Source organism: Synechococcus sp. Minos11 (assembly GCF_014279855.1).
Classification (GTDB): domain Bacteria; phylum Cyanobacteriota; class Cyanobacteriia; order PCC-6307; family Cyanobiaceae; genus RCC307.
The window spans coordinates 212,022-230,390 of sequence record NZ_CP047953.1; the positions used below are offsets into that span (position 1 = coordinate 212,022).

Consider the following 18,369-nt stretch of genomic DNA (forward strand, 5'->3'; position numbering starts at 1 on the left):
CATGAATTATTTAAGAAAGATATCTATTGGCGTTATCTTTGATCAAGATATATCTGTTGGTGGAGGCTATTACCAAGCAATCAATACCATGAATCTTTTATCGACTATACCTGATTCGCTTGCTGATGTTCATTATTATTCTTTGACACAGCCTGCTCAGGAAATACGGCTTAGCCATCTAAATATTGCATACCTACCTGTCTCCCCCTTTGTTCGTCTTCTATGCTCTATTCGTCAACTCCGGTGGCATCCACGCCTTCTTTCAATAATTAAACTTATACAACCTTTCAATCCTTTCGAGGCAGCACTTATCCGCGACAAAATTAATCTTGTATATTTCGTTTCTCCATCCTCGCTTTCTCTTTATCTCGAAAAACTTAATTACGTGATAACTGTGTGGGACCTCTCTCATAGAGAAGATGTGGAATTTCCTGAGGTACGTGATAATCAAGCATTTGAAAACCGAGAGGCCTTCTACCGTAACTCTCTTCCACGTTCAGCTGCCATTATTGTTGATTCTGCTCATAGCAAACATCTCACTTCTTTTTACTACGGAATAGATAAGTCTCGTATTCACGTCATCCCATTTCAACCTTCCTTTGCCGTACTCTCAAGTAATACTTCTCCAAGCTCATTTCCTCTCCCATCTACCCCCTATGTAGTTTATCCAGCCCAATTTTGGGCTCATAAGAACCACGCATATATTATTCGTACATTGGCACTTCTCAAGACTAAATATAATACGCTTATATCTGCTATATTTCTTGGTCGTGACAAAGGTAATCTCTCTTTCTTGCGTCAGTTAACTAATTCGTTAGATCTTACTAATAACATTTTTTTCCCGGGTTTTGTTTCCGATACGGAGATGTCTGCAATTTACAGCTCAGCACTCGCTCTATTTATGCCGACATACTTCGGCCCTACCAACCTTCCACCACTTGAGGCCTTTCATCTCGGTGTTCCTGTCATTTACCCTAATAAACCTGGCTTAAAGGATCAAGTTGCTGACGCCGCCCATCTTGTAGATCTTAGTAATCCTGATACAGCTGCTCATTCAATTTTGTCACTTCTCAATCAAAAGGATCTCCGCTCCTCTATTGTATCAAGAGGTTCACAAAGACTCTCTGAATTATCCCCGGATACGTACTTGAATTCCTTCGTCTCTTTCCTTCAAGACTATACTTCGCGTTTAAATTCCTGGCCTGCTAATTCCTGACTTACTCCCCATTTTTCGTTTTATGCCCCTTAGATCAGCTCACACTCATATTCCAACCGAATTTATTTCGACTTTATTCTTTTCCCATTTTCAACCTAATAAACTTTTATCTTCATGTCTTCCAAAAATATCTGTTGTAATGCCCTCATACAATTCTGGGCTCTTCATTGAACAGAGCATACTATCTGTTCTTAATCAGTGTTACCCTAATACTGAGCTAATAATAATTGATGGAGCATCAACTGACAATACCACTATGATCATTGACAAGTATATCTCCCACATCGCCTATTTTTGCTCAGAACCCGATTTAGGCCAAAGTGATGCTTTAAATAAAGGCTTTTCGCATGCAACTGGTGATATTTTCTGTTGGCTTAATTCAGATGATCTTTTTCTACCTAATTCTTTTATTAATGCCATAACTGCTTTCGACCACAATCCTTCCGTGCATGTTGTTTTTGGTGATTGGATATCAATCGATGAGCACAATAACTACATTGATTATTTTCATGCTTTTGATTTTTCTTATCATCATCTTGTCTACGAAGGCTTTCACCTTAACGCTCAAGCATTCTTCTGGAAGTCATGTCTCCATGCAGATTTTCCAGGTTTTGATACAAATTTACACTATACCATGGACTATCAAATGTTAATCGAATTCTCTAGACTATGCACTATGCCTTTTCATCGTATACATAATATTCCTCTTGCTGTTTTTAGGCGCCACTCGAGCCAAAAAACTCTTCCAAATAATTCTGCAGCTATGCTCGAACATAAATATATCGCCACTCGTTATAAACTCAAATACAAATATACCTTCCTAGGTCTTTGTTTGAAATATATCTATCGCCTCCGACGGGCTTATTGGTATTTTTACCGTGGTTCATACCGGCTCTTATTTAAGCGACTTATTTCTTCTGTTTCACAAAATTAGTATCATTTTACCCCATTCATGTATTTATCCCCCATCCGTTTGAGCTTTTTACATAAACTCCCCACATCTACAGCATATCTTGGCATAGCTCTGGTTTTTCGGTTGTTTTCGCCTATATCAGCAACCCTTTCAATACTGATGTTAGGTTTATATCCGTTTATCTATCGTCGCCCGTATACTGTACTTCAGTCTTTACTGCTTACCTCTCTTTTTGGGTTAATTAATCCAGCGTTTACACCGCCAACTGTTCTTGGTGGGAATGACAGGTATATCTGTTTCTTACTCGTTTTTTTGTATACCCTTACTGTTACTAAATCAAGGCTAACTATCTCCCGCCCATCTTTTATTCTCTTGCTTTTTTTTCCTATTATAGTTCTTCATTCTATTGTTTTTAGTCAATTTCCCTTAATATCGTTGCTGAAGGCCTTTCTATTGTTTTTCATTTCCTTTGCTTCCATTGAATCTTGGTTTCATTCTTCATCTCAACAACGTGCTGAGTTCTTTCATTGGTCTTTTACCATTCTCTCTCTTGTTATCATTCTTAGCTTGCCTACTTACTTCATATCAAGTATTGGTTTTGCTGTTAATGGCACTGGATTTCAAGGCATATTATCCCAGCCACAGGTTTTTGGTGTTGTTTTAGCCACCTATCTCTCTATTGCTTTCAACTATCTTTTCAATTATGTTTCTTTTCGCAGAATTGTTCTTCCGTTATTCCTTCTAGCTCTGTTCATGCTTTATTCGACTGCGAGTCGTACAGCATTTTTTGCATTTCTTTTAGCTCTTTTCCTTTCTTTTGTTGTACATCTATCATTAAATTTTTCCTCATATAAACATAAATTGAAACATTTGCCTGTCAATACTTTGTTTGTTGTTGTAAGTTTTTTTGGTATTCTTGGAATTTTTCTGACTTCTGTGAGAGTACAATCTCTTATTGGCTCAATACTGTTTAAGTCAGATAATGCTGCTATAAGTCTACTAGATCAACTTGATTTTAATTCGTACCAACTATACATTGAAATCTTTGCTTCGTCCCGAGAGGTTCTTTATCTACCAATGCTTGATAATATTTCCACCCATCTTTTTCAAGGTATTGGTTTCGGCGTTCCCTCTGTTTCATCCTCGATGTCTGTTGCATTTGATCCTTTTTTTGGCATACCAGTCGGAGCATCAATTGAAAAAGGTGTCCTGTTTGTTGCCATATTAGAAGAGTTAGGCCTAATTCTCTTTATCCCTTTTCTCTTGCTTTTTCTTCTGATATTAAGATCTTCCCTTAGAAATGGTTACGGTAGCTTTTTAGTATGTTTAACCATTTTACTTACTAATATTGGCGAGTCAACCTTATTTTCTCCTGGCGGGATAGGACTTCTATTGATTTGTCTTCTTATTCCTTTCTCGTTTCCACAGGACAAGTTTTCTTTTCGCTTGATCTCATGAAAGTCATCTTCTGGCAAACTATAATTACACCGCACATTTTCTATCTCGCCGAGTCACTTGGTTCACTCAATATTGATGTGACTTATGTTGCACTTAATAAATCCACTCCTGATCGCAGCGTAATGGGTTGGAATATTACTCCTTCCAGTACCTCTTGTGTTCGTTTTCATCTAATCAATTCTCTTGAATCTTTAAATGATTTTCTAGCATCCCCAATTTCTGATGCTTTTCATATCTTTCAAGGTGTTAGAGGTGACAAGTTCCTTTCTTTTTGTCAATCTAAGGTCTCCAATTTTGGATTCAAGCAAATTATCATGCTCGAATCTCCCAACCTCAATAATATTCTCTTTTCTTACCTCAAATCTCAAATTTATAAACATATCTTTTCTTCAACAAATGATCTTATAACTGCCTATCTTGCAATTGGTTACCGTCTTCCTTTATGGCTTGCTGCACATAATGTTCCACCTTCTAAGATTTATCAGTTTGCCTACTTCCTTGATAGCCCATCTAACAACTTGGATCCGTCCAGTCCTTCCTCGATTTCACATAAAAAGTTCCGATTTCTATATGTTGGCTCACTCTTGAAAGATAAGGGCGTTTTAGATCTTTTCAAGATTTTTGTTTCCAATAAATATTTGCGCTTATATTCTTCTCTTCACTTTATTGGCGATGGACCTTTACGCAAATCCCTCGAGTCCCATTCCCATTGTCTGCGCAGTGAAATATCACACGAAGTTGTTTTCCACGGTAATGTCCATAATTCGCAAATCCCTCATTTCATGTCTCACGCTGATTGCCTCGTTTTGCCAAGCAGGCATGATGGTTGGGGTGCAGTTGTTTCCGAAGCTTTATTATCTGGCACACCAGTGATTGTTTCTTCCTCTTGTGGCTCTGCTGAGGTTGCAAGGCTATCTCGACTAAGTTCTGTCTTCAACTCTCGCGATTGGCCATCACTTCTTACTCTTATGTTAGCTCATCTTTTCAGAGGTAGAATTTCTTCTCATTCCAGAGAGCAGCTCCAATCATGGGCACGATGTCTAAGTGCTGATTGTGGAGCTGTCTATCTGGCCTCTATACTTAAACATCTACAATCTTCGTCTATAATTCAAGATCGACCAGCCCCCCCTTGGCAATAACAGTGTCTAATTTTCGCCTGCTAGCAGATTCTATTTCCAATAAATCTGCCACTATAGGTGTAATTGGCCTTGGCTACGTTGGCCTTCCGTTATCACTTGCTTTTGCTGATGCTGGTTACAAGGTTATAGGTTTTGACATTAACGATGATCGTGTACGAAAACTCAATAGCCAAATCAGTTATATTGATCAAATTAAATCCTCTTCCATTGCCAAGGCCTCTTCTCAGGGGTTTTCTGCAACATCTGATTTTTCATTAATTTCCAGCATTAATGTCATAATTTTATGCGTGCCTACCCCTCTCACTCTTTATAGGGAGCCCGACCTTCAGCCTATTAAGTCTACCCTGGTTAATATTTCAAGATTTTTGTCTGACTATCAACTCCTCATACTTGAAAGTACTACATATCCAGGTACTTGTGATGAAGTGTTGTACCCCTTCCTTAAATCTGCTGGCTTCCAAGTTGGATCTAATTTTTACCTCTCCTACTCACCTGAACGTGTTGACCCTGGAAATACAACACACACTCTTGCTGAAATCCCCAAGGTTGTTGGGGGTTATTCTCAAAACTGTTTAGAACTATCACTTCTCTTGTATAAGTCAATTGTGCCATCAGTGATTCCAGTCAGCTCCCTACGTGCAGCTGAGATGACTAAGCTTCTTGAAAATATACACAGATGCGTAAATATTGGTCTTGTAAATGAAATGAAGATAGTCGCCGATAAAATGGGTATCGATATACATGAAGTGGTTAGAGCAGCCTCTACAAAGCCCTTTGGATTTACGCCTTATTTTCCTGGCCCTGGCTTAGGAGGCCACTGCATTCCAATCGATCCATTTTATTTGACATGGAAAGCACGTGAGTTCAACATTCACACTCGTTTTATTGAGCTTGCAGGTGAAGTTAATACAAGCATGCCTGATTGGGTGATTTCCAAGGTTTCATATGCTCTTAATTCTAAATGTCTATCTATCAATTCCTCCAAAATCCTAATTCTTGGACTTTCTTATAAGAAGGATGTCGATGACATTCGTGAGTCCCCAGCTGTCGCTTTACTACAAAAGCTCTCTAGTTCTGGGGCAATTCTTTCATATAGTGATCCTTATATTTCCTCTTTTCTCGATCCACTCTCTGGCAAATCTTATATTAGCTCGCATTTATACCCTGATTTTCTTTCTAGTCAGGACCTTGTGTTAATTGCAACAAATCATAGCTCGTTCGACTACAATTTAATCCTTAATCATTCTTCAACTATTGTTGATACTCGTGGTGTTTATGATTCTAATCTTCCAAATATTATTGCTGCTTAATTTTTTCGAATGTGCGGTTTTATTGCCTCCTTTTCCTCATTAAATCCTCACTTTTCTTCATTTAGGGCCTCATTAGATCGTCTCGCCACACGGGGCCCTGATGCTGAGGGTTTTTGGCAGGAACCTGGTGTATTTCTAGGGCATCGGCGTCTTTCAATTCTGGATTTATCTCAGCGTGCAAATCAGCCTATGGTTTCAAGAACCAACAGGTTTATCATTGTATTTAATGGTGAGATATATAACTATCGTTCTCTTCGCTCTGATCTGGTTAAGCTAGGTCATAAGTTTAGAACTGATACTGACACTGAAGTCCTTATCGAGTTGTATTCCCGCTATAAGTCATCTATGCTTAATTCACTTGAAGGTATGTTCTCCTTTGTTATTTGGGATACCTTTGAACAATATGCATTTGCAGCCCGAGACCCCTATGGCATCAAACCACTTTACTTAGGCACATCATCTCACTCATGCATTTTATGCTCCCAAGTTAAGCCGATTATTCTATCTGGACTAGTAGATGCATCAAGAGATCCAATTGCTCATGCATCCTTTTTGTTATTTGGCTCCATATTTGAGCCTCACACTACCTATAGGCAGGTTCAATCTATTCCCGCAGGTCACTACATATATATTAGAAACTCTATACCTGAGTCTCCAATTCCCTTTTTTGATTTTCCCTCCATTTGGTCTTCTCCCAATCCTGCTTCATCATTATCCAAGTCACAAGTACAACTACATACCTCAGCCTTATTAAAGGATTCAATTCATCGTCATCTTGTTTCTGATGTTCCAGTAGGACTATTTTTATCAGCTGGCCTTGATTCTGCAACTTTGGCCGGGTTGTGCCGTGAAGCTACACAAGATCCTCTTCATGCAATCACTATAAAATTTAAGAGCCAATCTACTTCCCATTTTGACGAAACTGAGGGGGCAAGCTTAGTATCACGTATATATTCTTTAGACCATTATATACGCGAAATTCACCAGTCTGAGTTTCTCACCGACTTGCCTCTAATTATTGATTCTATGGATCAGCCATCAATTGATGGTGTTAATACTTGGTACGCTAGCAAAGCAGCATCTGAAATTGGCCTGAAAGTCGCACTATCAGGTATTGGTGGCGACGAACTTTTTTGGGGTTACAGCACTTTTTCTACGGTCCCTGCCCTCCTATCTTTATACAATCTTCTTTCCTCTGTTGATCCTTCCAATTCTATTGTTTCCTCCCTTTTCAATTTAATTTCGGTTCTTACTGGCAATCCGCGTTGGGCTTATGCACCGAACTGGCTCAATCATGGAATAGCTGGCTCTTGGTGCCTTGCTAGATCAATTTCCGTACCAAACCGGCTTCCATGTGATTTGGTTGAGCAGTTGTTGGACTATCCTTACGCATTGTCATCTTCTTTCTGGCCACTTTTTGATACTCCAGATATCCCCCTGAATTCTAAATATGCTGTTGCTTACCTCGAGTCATCACGTTACTTGCGTAATCAACTACTCCGGGATACTGATTGGTCCAGTATGCATCACAGTGTTGAGGTAAGAACCCCACTTGTTGACTCAACTCTTCTGTGTAATCTTTCACCATTTTTTGATATGTTTTCGCAATTTCCTCGCAAGTGCCTCTTAACTGATTCCCTGAAAAAACCTCTTCCTAGATCCATTCTTTCTCGTAAAAAGACAGGATTTGGCATCCCAATTAATAAGTGGATGAAGGAATCTAATTCTGGATTCTGTACCTGGCCATCTTTTGTGTCTTCTCATTTTTTCTCTTAACTCATCGTATAGTTTGAGATTTATCCTTTTGCGACTATCTCGGTTCGTTCTCTTGTCTTCCTTCTGCTTTTTGCCTCATTACACATATATGTTAGGTTGTGTTGATTCCATTTTTCCGTCTCGTGCTTGCTAAATGGCCTGCTGGTTCGGCTCCGGTATCAGTTGTTATGATTACACTCAACGAGGCGCATAATTTACCCCGTGTATTGAATAATCTTCTTGGTTGGGCATCTGAAGTTTTTGTACTTGACAGTTTTAGTACCGACTCGACTATCGATATCTTGATTGATTACGGTGTCGTCATTCGACAGTCAGCATTTCATAGTTTTGGCTCCCAATGGAATCTTGCTCTTAGCTCTTTTGCATATACACAGCCATGGACTCTTAAGCTTGATCCTGATGAGGAGTTAACTCCTGAACTTAAATACAGTCTTTCCCTCGCCTACCAGGAATACGCTTGTACTCCTATCGCGTTTGAGCGGCAATTATGTTTCATGGGTAAACCACTTCCTGTTAAGCAACACATAATTCGCAGCTGGCGAACTGGTTCTGTTTCCTTTACTAATTCCCTGGTTAATGAACAGCCAATTGTTCATGGCCCCATTCTAAAAGTTTCTGGTAATTTGTTGCATCATGATTCTCCTACATTAGAGCATTGGGTTTCAAAGCAAAACCTATATACCACGGCTGAAGCAATTTCTTACTTGCAATCAACATCCCTATCCTACACTCCTAATTTGTTTGGTAATAATATCGAAAGGCGTATGTGGTTTAAGCGGGTTTTTGGCTCAATTCCGTTTCGATTTTTCTTTCTTTTCCTCTATTTGCTGTTCTTTCAAAGATCCATACTTGCTGGTGCGCAAGGTGTATCATGGGCCAAGCTTAGAGTCTTTGTTTACTTTCTTCGCGAACTTAAGATTCAGGAGCTTAAGATGACAGGCCTGCCATATCTACAGGTTTCTCCACTTTCTGGTGATCCAGATCCCAGGGTTCCATTGATTCCCTGAATTTTATGTGTGGTATCGCAGGTTTTTCTGCACGTCAGTTGAGCCCTTCTCTTGGTGTATGGCTTTCAGACGCTGTTCAATCACTAAATCATCGCGGTCCTGATGATTTTGGAGTTTATGCCCCCATTAATTCATCGATAGGCTTAGCTCACACTCGTCTATCAATACTTGATCTTTCCAATGCCGGGCACCAGCCCATGTTGAGTAGCGATGGTCGAGTTGCCTTGGTATTCAATGGAGAAATCTATAACTTTAAGCAGCTTAGATTAGAGCTTGAGAATGATGGCTTTGTTTTTGTTAGTGATACTGATACTGAGGTGCTTCTCGCCCTCTACCTTTCATGTCGAGCTGGCAAAGGAAATCCATTATCTCATTTTGTATCTAAGCTCCAACGTCTCAACGGCATTTTTGCATTTGCACTTTGGGATTTTGACACTGCTTCTTTGCTTTTAGCTCGTGACTCTCATGGTATAAAGCCGCTCTACTTTTCTCAATATAATGGGGTCCTTGCTTTTGCTAGTGAGTTGAAAGCACTCACTCCATTAGTCGGCTCTTGCCAGCAGTTAGATGTCACTGCTCTAAATCGATACCTTACATTTTTGTGGTCTCCTGGTGAGCGCACACCAGCCCCTAACATTCGCAAGTTGGGTCCCGGCGAGATGCTGCGCGTCCGTCACGGCCTTGTTGAAGATCACACATGTTGGTCTGTTCGGCCTTGTTGCCATTCCTCACGGCCCTTTCACCAGACTCAGTTCATTTCTGGTACTGAAAATCTTTTGCGTCAGGCTGTGCAACGGCAGATGGTTGCTGATGTTCCAGTTGGTGCTTTTCTCTCTGGTGGAATCGATTCCAGCAGTATCGTCTCCTTCGCTCGAGAGATCACTCCCGATCTGGAGTGCTTCACTATCGATGTGCGCCAGGGCCACTCAGAAGGCTTTGCTGACGACCTTCCCTATGCTCGCGAAGTTGCCGATCATCTCGGAGTCCCTCTGACGGTTGTTCAGGTTGACGCGGCTCAGATGGCAGCCGAACTGGAATTCATGGTTTGGCAGCTGGATGAACCCTTGGCTGATCCAGCTTCTCTCAATTTGCTTCATATCAGTCGGCTAGCCCGCGAGCAGGGCATCAAGGTCTTGCTTTCTGGTGCAGGTGGTGACGACTTATTCAGCGGTTATCGGCGTCATATGGCTCTAGAAGCTGAGAAATGGTGGCGTTGGTTGCCCCGGCCCCTGCGCCTCCAGCTCCGTGCATCCACGGGCCATCTGCCTACAAGTCACCCTTTTACGCGACGCCTGCGCAAAGCCTTTTCTGGCGCCCATCTCGAGGGGGATGCCCGTATCGTGCATTACTTCCGTTGGATTGAGCGGTCTGATCTTGAGCCCTTATTCACCCCGGCATTCCGTGCTGCTCTCGGTAATGCGCGTGCTGAAGATCCCATGTTCGATTTTCTGGATGGCCTCCCTAGCAATATTTCCTCCCTTGAGCGAATGTTGGCCTTGGAGCAGCGCTTCTTCCTCACCGATCACAATCTGCTTTACACAGACAAAATGTCGATGGCTGTAGGTGTAGAAGTCAGAGTTCCCTTTCTGGATCCGGATTTGGTTGAATTTGCAGCGCAGATTCCTACGCAGTTCAAGCAACGAGGTCGCCAAAGCAAATGGATCCTAAAAAAAGCCATGGAGCCTTACCTTCCCAAGGATGTGATTTACAGGCCCAAGAGCGGTTTTGGCGCTCCTTTGCGGCGTTGGCTGCAGGTGGAACTCCGTGACTGGCTAGCCGACACCCTTTCGGTGGAGCGTTTGCGTAGCAGAGGGCTCTTTGATCCCCAGGCTGTGCAGTCTCTGATTACCGCAAATGTTGAGGGCCGGATCGATGCCAGCTACACCCTGCTCTCTCTGGCTTGCATCGAGATTTGGTGCAAGTACTTCCTTGACGGTGCACGCAGCCCATCCCTTGAACCCGTAGGCCATTGATTTGTGAAACAACTTCTCCAGTCTCTCTCCACCGGCGACAGCGACCTGCCAGAGCTCCCTACTCCTGTTGTTGGCCGTGGCCAGCTATTGATCCGAACTTCCTGTTCCCTGGTGTCGGCTGGTACCGAGCGCATGCTCGTGGATTTCGGCAAAGCCAGCTGGATTGATAAGGCCCGTCAGCAGCCAGACAAGGTGCAGCAGGTGTTGGAGAAGGCAAGGACTGATGGCTTATTCACCACCCTTGATGCGGTGCGCAGCAAGCTCGGTCAGCCTCTCCCTCTTGGCTATTGCAATGTCGGCACTGTGGTGGATTTTGGTTCAGGCGTTACCGGCTTTCAGGTGGGTGATCGGGTGGCCTCCAATGGTCCCCACGCCGAGTTGGTGGCCGTGCCCCAGCACCTCTGCGCTCTCATCCCAGACGACGCTAGCGATGAAGCCGCCGCCTTCACGGTTCTGGCTTCCATCGGTCTTCAGGGAATTCGCCTGGCCAACCCCACTTTTGGTGAAACCTTTGTAGTGAGCGGTTTGGGCTTGATTGGCCTTCTCACTGGCCAGCTTCTCGCGGCTCAGGGTTGCCGTGTGCTCGGTTTGGATCCTGATTTTTCCAAGTGTGCCCTTGCTGAAACGCTCGGCATCGCCTCTCTCCATCTCGGCAGTGGTGTGGATCCCGTGGCTTGGTGTCTGGAGCACACCTCCGGTATTGGCGTTGATGGTGTGTTGATCACCGCGGCCACCTCCTCCAGTGAGCCGGTGCACATAGCAGCCCAGGCGTGTCGCCAACGCGGTCGCATCGTGCTGGTGGGCGTCACCGGCCTCGAACTCCGCCGCGATCTCTTTTACAAAAAAGAGCTCTCCTTCCAGGTGAGCTGCTCCTATGGCCCTGGCCGCTACGACCCATTTTACGAGCAGCAGTCTCACGACTACCCAATCGGCTTTGTGCGCTGGACCGAACAGCGCAACTTCCAGGCCGTGCTCCATGCTCTGGCCAGCGGTGTACTGCGTACTGAGCCGCTGATTTCCCATCGCTTCCAGATCGATCAGGCCTCCGAGGCCTATGACCTTCTTAGCAGCTCTGAGCACTCGCTCGGCATCCTGCTGCGCTATCCCGAAACAGCTGATGCCGACCAGCGGTTGATTCAGCTCCCGGCAGCCACCCAATCAATGGCCCCGAGCCAGCCGATGCTGAGCGTCATCGGTGCCGGTAACTACGCCAGCCGCATGCTTATTCCTGCTTTTGCAAAGGCCGGCGCCCGCTTCCACACCCTTGCCGCCTCTTCCGGCATCGGACCAGTGCACTTGGGCCGAAAGTTCGGCTTCCGCCAGGCCAGCACTGACATCTCCGCTTTGTTAGCGGACTCTAATGCTAACAGCGTTGTAATTGCCACCCGCCACGACAGTCATGCCGCCCTGGTGCAGCAGGCTCTGGACGCTGGAAAGCACGTGTTCGTAGAGAAGCCGTTGTGCATAACCGCCGATGAACTCACCGCCATCGAAGAAGCCCACACAGGCCAGGCGCTGCTGATGGTGGGTTTCAACCGCCGCTTTGCGCCGCTGCTGCTGGATCTGCAGCAGCAGCTCTCTCGCCTGCAGGGCCCCAAGGCTTTCGTTTACACCTGCAATGCAGGCGCCATCCCCGCCCACCATTGGACCCAAGACCCAGCCGCTGGAGGTGGGCGCCTGCTGGGCGAGGCTTGTCACTTCGTGGACCTGCTGCGCTACCTGGCCGCCAGCCCCATCGAAGACCTGCAGCTGATCAACGCCCTTGATCGCAAACCCTGCCCGGACACCTTCACTCTGCAGCTGCGCTTCGCTGATGGCTCCATCGGCACCGTGCACTACTTCTCCAATGGCAGCAAGGCCTTTCCAAAAGAGCGTCTTGAGGTTTTTGCCGATGGCAAGGTTCTCCGTCTCGACAATTATCGAAAGCTCAAGGCCTGGGGCATTACTGGCTTCCGCACCCGCCGATTGCTCCAACAAGACAAGGGACAAGTGGCTTGTTGCACTGCTTTTCTGCAAACCATTGAATCTGGTGGACCATCACCGACCCCGTCCTCCGAGATTTTTGAAGTTCAGCGTTGGCTTTTGGAGGTTCTGAATCAGTGAGCACTTGCTGCATCCTCGGCCTCGGCTACATCGGCCTGCCTACCGCTGCTGTGCTTGCCCGCGCCGGCCACCGTGTGATCGGCGTGGATGTGAACGCCCAGGTGGTAGCCACCGTGAACCAGGGCCAGATTCACATCGTGGAGCCTGATCTAGATCAAGCCGTGGCGAATGCGGTCTCCTCAGGTGCCCTCAGCGCCCAGCTCACCACGGCTACTGCCGATGTGTTCATGATCGCTGTGCCAACGCCCTTCCGCAGCGGTGCCGAAGGCATCCCCCAACCCAACATCGACAATGTGCTGGCGGCAGCCCGCGCAGTCGCGCCGGTGCTGCGGCCCGGCAATCTCGTGCTGCTCGAATCCACCTCGCCGGTGGGCACCACCGAGCAGGTGGCCCAGGTGATCGCGGAGCTTTCTGGTCTGACCACCGAGCAGCTGCATATCGCCTACTGCCCCGAGCGGGTGTTGCCCGGTCGCATCCTGCAGGAACTGGTTAGCAACGATCGTGTGATCGGTGGACTCACTCCAGTATCGGCAGAAGCAGGTAAGGCCTTCTACTCCAGCTTCTGTCAGGGCGCCTTGCTCACCACTACCGCCCGCACCGCCGAGCTAGTGAAGCTCACCGAAAACAGCTTCCGCGATGTCAACATCGCCTTCGCCAATGAGCTCTCGCTGGTGTGTGATCGCCTCAGCATCAATGTGCGCGAGCTGATTCGCCTCGCCAATCACCACCCTCGGGTGAATGTGCTGCAACCCGGCTGCGGTGTGGGTGGCCATTGCATCGCCGTCGATCCCTGGTTCATTGCCGCAGAAGCTCCCGACTGCACTCCCCTGATCCAGACAGCCCGGCGCGTGAACGATGGCAAGAGCAGTTGGGTGATTGAGCAGGTGCAGGCCCGCGCCGCTGCGCTGGAAGACCAGCTCGGCCGACCCGCCCGCATCGGCTGCTTGGGCCTGGCCTTTAAAGCCGATGTGGACGACCTGCGCGAGTCCCCAGCCCTCCACATCACTACTGAGCTGCTGGTGGCCGGCGTGGATGTGCTCGCCTGCGAACCCAACCTCCACGACCACCCCACCATTAAGCTCCACACCCTTGCGCAGGTGCTCGCCGATGCAGATCTGTTGGTGTTCCTCGTGGCCCACAGTCCCTTCCGCAACCTGGAGCTTGCTGGCCGCATCGTGTTTGATCTCTGCGGCGTGACTGAACCAACATGAGCTGGTGAGCAAGCTGGCTTCCTTTGGCCGAATGAGTCGCACTCTTGCGGATATCGGCCCAATCCGGCTGCAGCGCCGCTGCCGCTACGAATTGAGGCAGAGGTTCGACCGCCGCTTGCCGCCCTGGATCTCTTTGGCCTGGGCCAGAGCCCATGGCCATCACCCCGGATGGCGCACCATTCATCCGCCGGCATCTGGCGATGGTGACCTTGCGCTGCCTCCGGCAGGTTCCAGCCTGCAAGTCGTCAGCTTCAGCTTCCTGAACCAGGAGCGCCACCTTTCATGGCCGATTCATTGGAACGATCCTCAATGGCCTCGCCTTTGGCAGTTTTATCTGCACTACTTCGATTGGGCTCGCGAATGGCTGAAAGAGGCCGCAAGCACTGGGCATTGGCCTGATCAGTCAGCCGCCCTCGAGTTGCTCTTGGATTCTTGGATTACCTCTAATTCTCCAGGTCGCGGCGATGGCTGGCACAGCTACACGCTTTCGCTGAGAACTCGCAACTGGATTGCTCTATTTCGCGGATGTCCTTCCTTAGCAACCCCAGAGCGTCTGCAGTCGCTCTGGCAGCAGTTGTGTTGGTTGCAGGCCCATCCAGAGCATTGCCATGGCGGCAATCACTGGCTCGAAAACCTCACAGCATTGGCCATCGGTGGCCTGCAGTTTGATGGCCCTAAGGCCATACATATGCATCGCCGTGCGATGCGTCTGCTGCAGCGAGAGCTCAGACAACAGGTGCTTAGTGATGGCGGCCATGAGGAGCGCAGCGCCAGCTACCACCTGCTCATTCTCGATCGCCTGGCTGAACTGGCCCAGACCCTGCAAAGCATCACTGGCGATAAGCCTCCATGGCTGATGGAGGCGATCGAAGCCATGGCCTACTGGGCCGCGCTGGTTCGCCTTGAAACAGGTAAGGCACCACGCTTTAACGACAGTGCTGCTGATGCTGCTCCAACGCTCGATACGGTGTTGGCCTTCTCCAATCTTGCACTGGCACAGCGATCCCCATCGGCCAAGCATCCATTGCCTCAGGCAGTTGTGACGGATCTGCCCGACACAGGTTGGACCTTGTTGCGGCCTGGTCATGGTTGGGAACTGCTGTTCAAATGCGGTGTTCCCTGCCCAAACCATCTCCCGGCCCACGTCCATTCCGATCAGCTGAGCTTTGAGCTCAGCCATCACGGCCGTTGGCTGCTCAGCGAAGCCGGCACCAGCATCTATGGCGATGGCCCCAAACGAGCCTACGAACGTTCAGGCGCTGCTCATAACGTGTTGCAGCTGGGTTTAGAAAGCACGCCTGGTGTCATTCATTGGCTCGAACCGGTTGATGTTTGGGGTGGTTTCCGCGCCGGCCGCAAGGCTCAGCCGCGCGATCGCACTTGCGGCCAAACAGCCAAGGGCATCTGCTTTGCTGCCGGCAGTCACAACGGCTTTGATCACATCGGAGCGAGCCATCATCGCCGGGTCACTCTCAGCGATCCCCAGCACAGTCGACTCAATCTCGAGGTGCTCGACATGGTGAGCACGCGTGTTCCTTTGCACGTGCGCCAGTGGTGGCATCTAGGGCCGAAGATCAATCGTGAGCTGCTTGATCAGGTTGTACTTGATGCCCCAAGCCTGGCGCGTTGTGAATCCAGGTGGCATTCCACCTGGTTTTCCGCCGGCTTTGGCGAGCGCTTGCCTCGAGAGAGCCTTTGTATTTCAGGCCGTTTGTTTGCAGGTAAGCATCAGCTGCGTTGCTCTCTCCCTCTTATCCATCTCGTTCGCTGAATATGCCCATGCTCTGGCTGTTAGATTTTTTTCGAATACCCCTGATATGAGTCGGCTGCAGGTGTAGTTCGCTCATATTGGCGTTTCTCCTCTTATTTCAATCTCAGCCAACACTAATTAAGACATTTCACCGCAATTTTGGCTTGATCAGATGCAGGAGAATCGCAAAAAATAAACCCCATATTGTAAGTGGGGGAACTGGGAGCTTCAAAGAAAGAAGTGTTTCGACCCTAAATCACGCCGAACCAACACCCACGTAGGAGCCATAGAAGAACAGGCCCACTACAAACATCACCGCCATGCCTCCAGCAGTGGCCACAAGCCACAGAGGTAGGGGGCCTTCGGTCCAACGGCTTTTCCAGGGAACTGCTGGTGTGCCGTCAGGGTTGCGATCGGGTACCCGTCCGTCGGGTAGTCCAGATTTCTTTCCGCTCATGACTTAAGCCTCAGTTGAAGAAGTAGCTGGAGAAGAGCACGCCAGTGACGAAAACAAGCAACAAGCCCAGATACAGGCTGGTGCGGTTCAGTTCAACCGGCAGGTTGTTGGGGTTGGGGTTGCGGTCCATGGTTCAGAAAATCAGCGACGAACGAACTGCATGGCCGCCAGAGCGCCCAAGAAAAACACCGTTGGGATGCCAAGAGCATGAAGTGATAGCCACCGCACCGTGAAGATCGGATAGTTGCGGGGTGTCGCGGGTGAAGGACTGGAAGTCATGACGGATCAGTTTTTAAGACGGGTGTCTAGTTGTGACTTGCCCTCATAGCGCTGACTCACCACAGGAGCTTTGACGTCAGCTGCTTGGAAGTAGCTATCAGGACGGGGAGTCCCGAAGGCGTCATAAGCAAGCCCTGTACTGACGAAGAGGAACCCAGCCAAGAAGATCGCAGGCAATGTGACTGCGTGGATCACCCAATAGCGGATGCTCGTAATGATTTCGAAGAACGGACGTTCTCCGGTTGAGCCGGCGGCCATCTCAACTCCCAGTTCAGCTCGGTGATCCTAAGGGGTCAGCCCCGCTGATCGAGGCTTCAGTTACAGAGAGTGTCAGCCCACCCAACGCAGGATGGCGCCTCGCTCTCCCAAGGCAAAAGCTTTATTGCCCCCTAAGAACACAAACCGAGTGAAATTGCTTGGTGTGGCTGTCCCCACGGGATCTTTTTCCCATTCTTTGCCGCCATCGGTGCTGACCAGCAGGGTCCCATTGCCGCCCCCAGCCCAGATGTTGCCTTGGGGATCCCAATCCATATCGAGGTAGCCATAGCCATTGGTGATGGGGATCACAGGCTTGCTCCACTCCTCGTAATCGCCGCCTTCAGGGTTGAAGCGCAGTTGCGCTCCACGGGTCACCATCCACATCTGTCCATCAGGCTGGTAGCCCATGCTCTGCAGCCTTTGACTGCTGACCCGTTGGTGCACCTGCCAATTGGATTGGCCTGGATCCCAGGTGGAGAAGAAGTTGCCAAGGCTGCTGACGCTCACGTAGCGCCCGTCGTTGCCGCGCCTCAAATCTCGAACGGAGCCAGCGGCATCCACCACTTCCGCTTGCCAGCTCTTGCCGGCATCGCTGCTTTGGTAGATAGCGCCAACGTTGGTGGCCAATTCAGCTTTCTTGGAGCCGAGCGCAGTAATTAAATAGGGATCTCCGGGCAGTTTGGTGTCGAGGAGCAAGCGGCTCCAGCTTTGGCCAGCGTCATCGCTGTGCAGGAGTAGGCCGGGTTGGCCTGCGATCCAGCCCTCGTCTCCGTTGAAATCGATGCTGATCAAACGAAAGTTTTCATCAGCTGGCAGGTCAATCTCGCGCTCTTCCCAGGTCTCGCCACCGTCGTTGGTTTCCATCACCAAGCGGTTGCTGCCCACCAAAAAACCGTGGGACTCATTGGTGAAAGCCACATCCAAGGGATTGGATTCAATCCCCAGTTTTTGGGAGCTCCAGGGGCTGGCTGTCGCCATCGGCAGGCTGGTGGTGACACAACCGCCAAGGCCAAACGTCAGGCCGACACACAACAGCAGAGAGAGGAAAGAGCGAATCACAGGTATCAACGCAGGGAGTAAAGGGACAGGAAGAAGGCGAAGGCCAGCGCGAAGCCACCAAAGATCAGGACATTCTTCTGGCCTGGAGTCAGCACATTCACGCCCAGACCAAATTTGAGGTTTTCCTCAAAGCCACTGGGCTTATCGCGCGGGCCAATATCGCGGAACGCGGCCACTGGGCTGCGGCAGACCGGGCAGCGGAAGCTGGCCACATCCAATGAGCTAAATGGTGTTCCTGGCTCAATGCCCACCTTTTTCACCCCTTCGCCGGGGTCGTAGACATAGCCGCAGCTGCGGCACTCAAAGCGGTGAGTGTCTGGATTCTCCGTTGGTTCAGCTTCTTCAACGGGTGCTTCGATCAGCACCTCCTCCGGCGTTGACGGTTCCTGCTCCATCGATGCAATCCCGTTGCGACGCCGAACTCTATCGAGCCTGAGCAGCTGGCAGTGCCAGACTGCCG

17 protein-coding genes are annotated in these 18,369 nt (G+C 48.6%); 11 read left to right on the forward strand and 6 right to left on the reverse strand.

What is annotated here, in order from left to right:
* The first annotated feature begins 1 nt into the window (after position 1).
* The 11 genes from SynMINOS11_RS01040 to SynMINOS11_RS01090 all read left to right on the forward strand — a co-directional run bounded on the left by SynMINOS11_RS01040 (position 2) and on the right by SynMINOS11_RS01090 (position 15,877).
* Positions 2-1,216 (forward strand): glycosyltransferase family 4 protein, encoded by a 1,215-nt coding sequence (locus SynMINOS11_RS01040; RefSeq protein WP_186549257.1) that lies wholly within the window; start codon positions 2-4, stop codon positions 1,214-1,216.
* A 22-nt stretch (positions 1,217-1,238) separates the two neighbouring features.
* Positions 1,239-2,150: a glycosyltransferase family 2 protein gene (locus tag SynMINOS11_RS01045; RefSeq protein WP_222929711.1), complete on the forward strand. Its 912-nt coding sequence runs from the start codon at positions 1,239-1,241 to the stop codon at positions 2,148-2,150.
* Positions 2,151-2,168: 18 nt separating this feature from the next.
* Entirely contained in the window at positions 2,169-3,587 is a 1,419-nt protein-coding gene (locus SynMINOS11_RS01050; protein WP_186549261.1) for a hypothetical protein, read from the forward strand.
* A complete protein-coding gene (locus SynMINOS11_RS01055) occupies positions 3,584-4,726 on the forward strand; it encodes a glycosyltransferase family 4 protein (RefSeq protein ID WP_186549263.1) in 1,143 nt (380 codons plus the stop codon). The genes SynMINOS11_RS01050 and SynMINOS11_RS01055 overlap by 4 nt, the downstream gene beginning before the upstream one ends.
* Before the next feature lie 2 nt (positions 4,727-4,728).
* A complete protein-coding gene (locus SynMINOS11_RS01060) occupies positions 4,729-6,036 on the forward strand; it encodes a nucleotide sugar dehydrogenase (RefSeq protein ID WP_186549265.1) in 1,308 nt (435 codons plus the stop codon).
* Positions 6,037-6,045: 9 nt separating this feature from the next.
* Complete coding sequence (gene asnB, locus SynMINOS11_RS01065; RefSeq protein WP_186549267.1) at positions 6,046-7,812, forward strand: asparagine synthase (glutamine-hydrolyzing); 1,767 nt, start codon at positions 6,046-6,048, stop codon at positions 7,810-7,812.
* 101 nt (positions 7,813-7,913) lie between these two features.
* Positions 7,914-8,819 carry a glycosyltransferase family 2 protein gene (locus SynMINOS11_RS01070; protein ID WP_186549269.1) on the forward strand — a complete coding sequence of 302 codons (906 nt, stop codon included), beginning with the start codon at positions 7,914-7,916 and terminating at the stop codon, positions 8,817-8,819.
* Positions 8,820-8,824: 5 nt separating this feature from the next.
* A complete protein-coding gene (gene asnB / locus SynMINOS11_RS01075; RefSeq protein WP_186549270.1) occupies positions 8,825-10,792 on the forward strand; it encodes an asparagine synthase (glutamine-hydrolyzing) in 1,968 nt (655 codons plus the stop codon).
* Between the two features lie 111 nt (positions 10,793-10,903).
* Entirely contained in the window at positions 10,904-12,895 is a 1,992-nt protein-coding gene (locus SynMINOS11_RS01080; protein WP_222929713.1) for a bi-domain-containing oxidoreductase, read from the forward strand.
* Complete coding sequence (gene wecC / locus SynMINOS11_RS01085) at positions 12,892-14,106, forward strand: UDP-N-acetyl-D-mannosamine dehydrogenase (RefSeq protein WP_186549274.1); 1,215 nt, start codon at positions 12,892-12,894, stop codon at positions 14,104-14,106. Before SynMINOS11_RS01080 ends, wecC begins: the two co-directional genes overlap by 4 nt.
* 31 nt (positions 14,107-14,137) lie before the next feature.
* Entirely contained in the window at positions 14,138-15,877 is a 1,740-nt protein-coding gene (locus tag SynMINOS11_RS01090; RefSeq protein WP_186549276.1) for a heparinase II/III family protein, read from the forward strand.
* Between the two features lie 235 nt (positions 15,878-16,112).
* Here SynMINOS11_RS01090 and SynMINOS11_RS01095 read toward each other — a convergent pair whose 3' ends face one another.
* From SynMINOS11_RS01095 to SynMINOS11_RS01120, 6 genes are all read right to left on the reverse strand, one after another.
* Positions 16,113-16,313 carry a photosystem II reaction center protein J gene (locus tag SynMINOS11_RS01095; RefSeq protein ID WP_011934625.1) on the reverse strand — a complete coding sequence of 67 codons (201 nt, stop codon included), beginning with the start codon at positions 16,311-16,313 and terminating at the stop codon, positions 16,113-16,115.
* 10 nt (positions 16,314-16,323) lie between these two features.
* On the reverse strand, positions 16,324-16,443 hold the full coding sequence (locus SynMINOS11_RS01100) for a photosystem II reaction center protein L (protein ID WP_011934626.1): 120 nt from the start codon (positions 16,441-16,443) through the stop codon (positions 16,324-16,326).
* Between the two features lie 11 nt (positions 16,444-16,454).
* The gene (gene psbF / locus SynMINOS11_RS01105) at positions 16,455-16,592 is read right to left on the reverse strand and encodes a cytochrome b559 subunit beta (protein WP_186549278.1); all 138 of its coding nucleotides are present in this window, start codon (positions 16,590-16,592) and stop codon (positions 16,455-16,457) included.
* A gap of 6 nt (positions 16,593-16,598) precedes the next feature.
* Positions 16,599-16,850 (reverse strand): cytochrome b559 subunit alpha, encoded by a 252-nt coding sequence (psbE, locus tag SynMINOS11_RS01110; RefSeq protein WP_011934628.1) that lies wholly within the window; start codon positions 16,848-16,850, stop codon positions 16,599-16,601.
* A 72-nt stretch (positions 16,851-16,922) separates the two neighbouring features.
* A complete protein-coding gene (locus SynMINOS11_RS01115) occupies positions 16,923-17,918 on the reverse strand; it encodes a photosynthesis system II assembly factor Ycf48 (RefSeq protein WP_186549280.1) in 996 nt (331 codons plus the stop codon).
* Positions 17,915-18,304 carry a rubredoxin gene (locus SynMINOS11_RS01120; RefSeq protein WP_186549282.1) on the reverse strand — a complete coding sequence of 130 codons (390 nt, stop codon included), beginning with the start codon at positions 18,302-18,304 and terminating at the stop codon, positions 17,915-17,917. Before SynMINOS11_RS01120 ends, SynMINOS11_RS01115 begins: the two co-directional genes overlap by 4 nt.
* Positions 18,305-18,369: the final 65 nt, after the last annotated feature.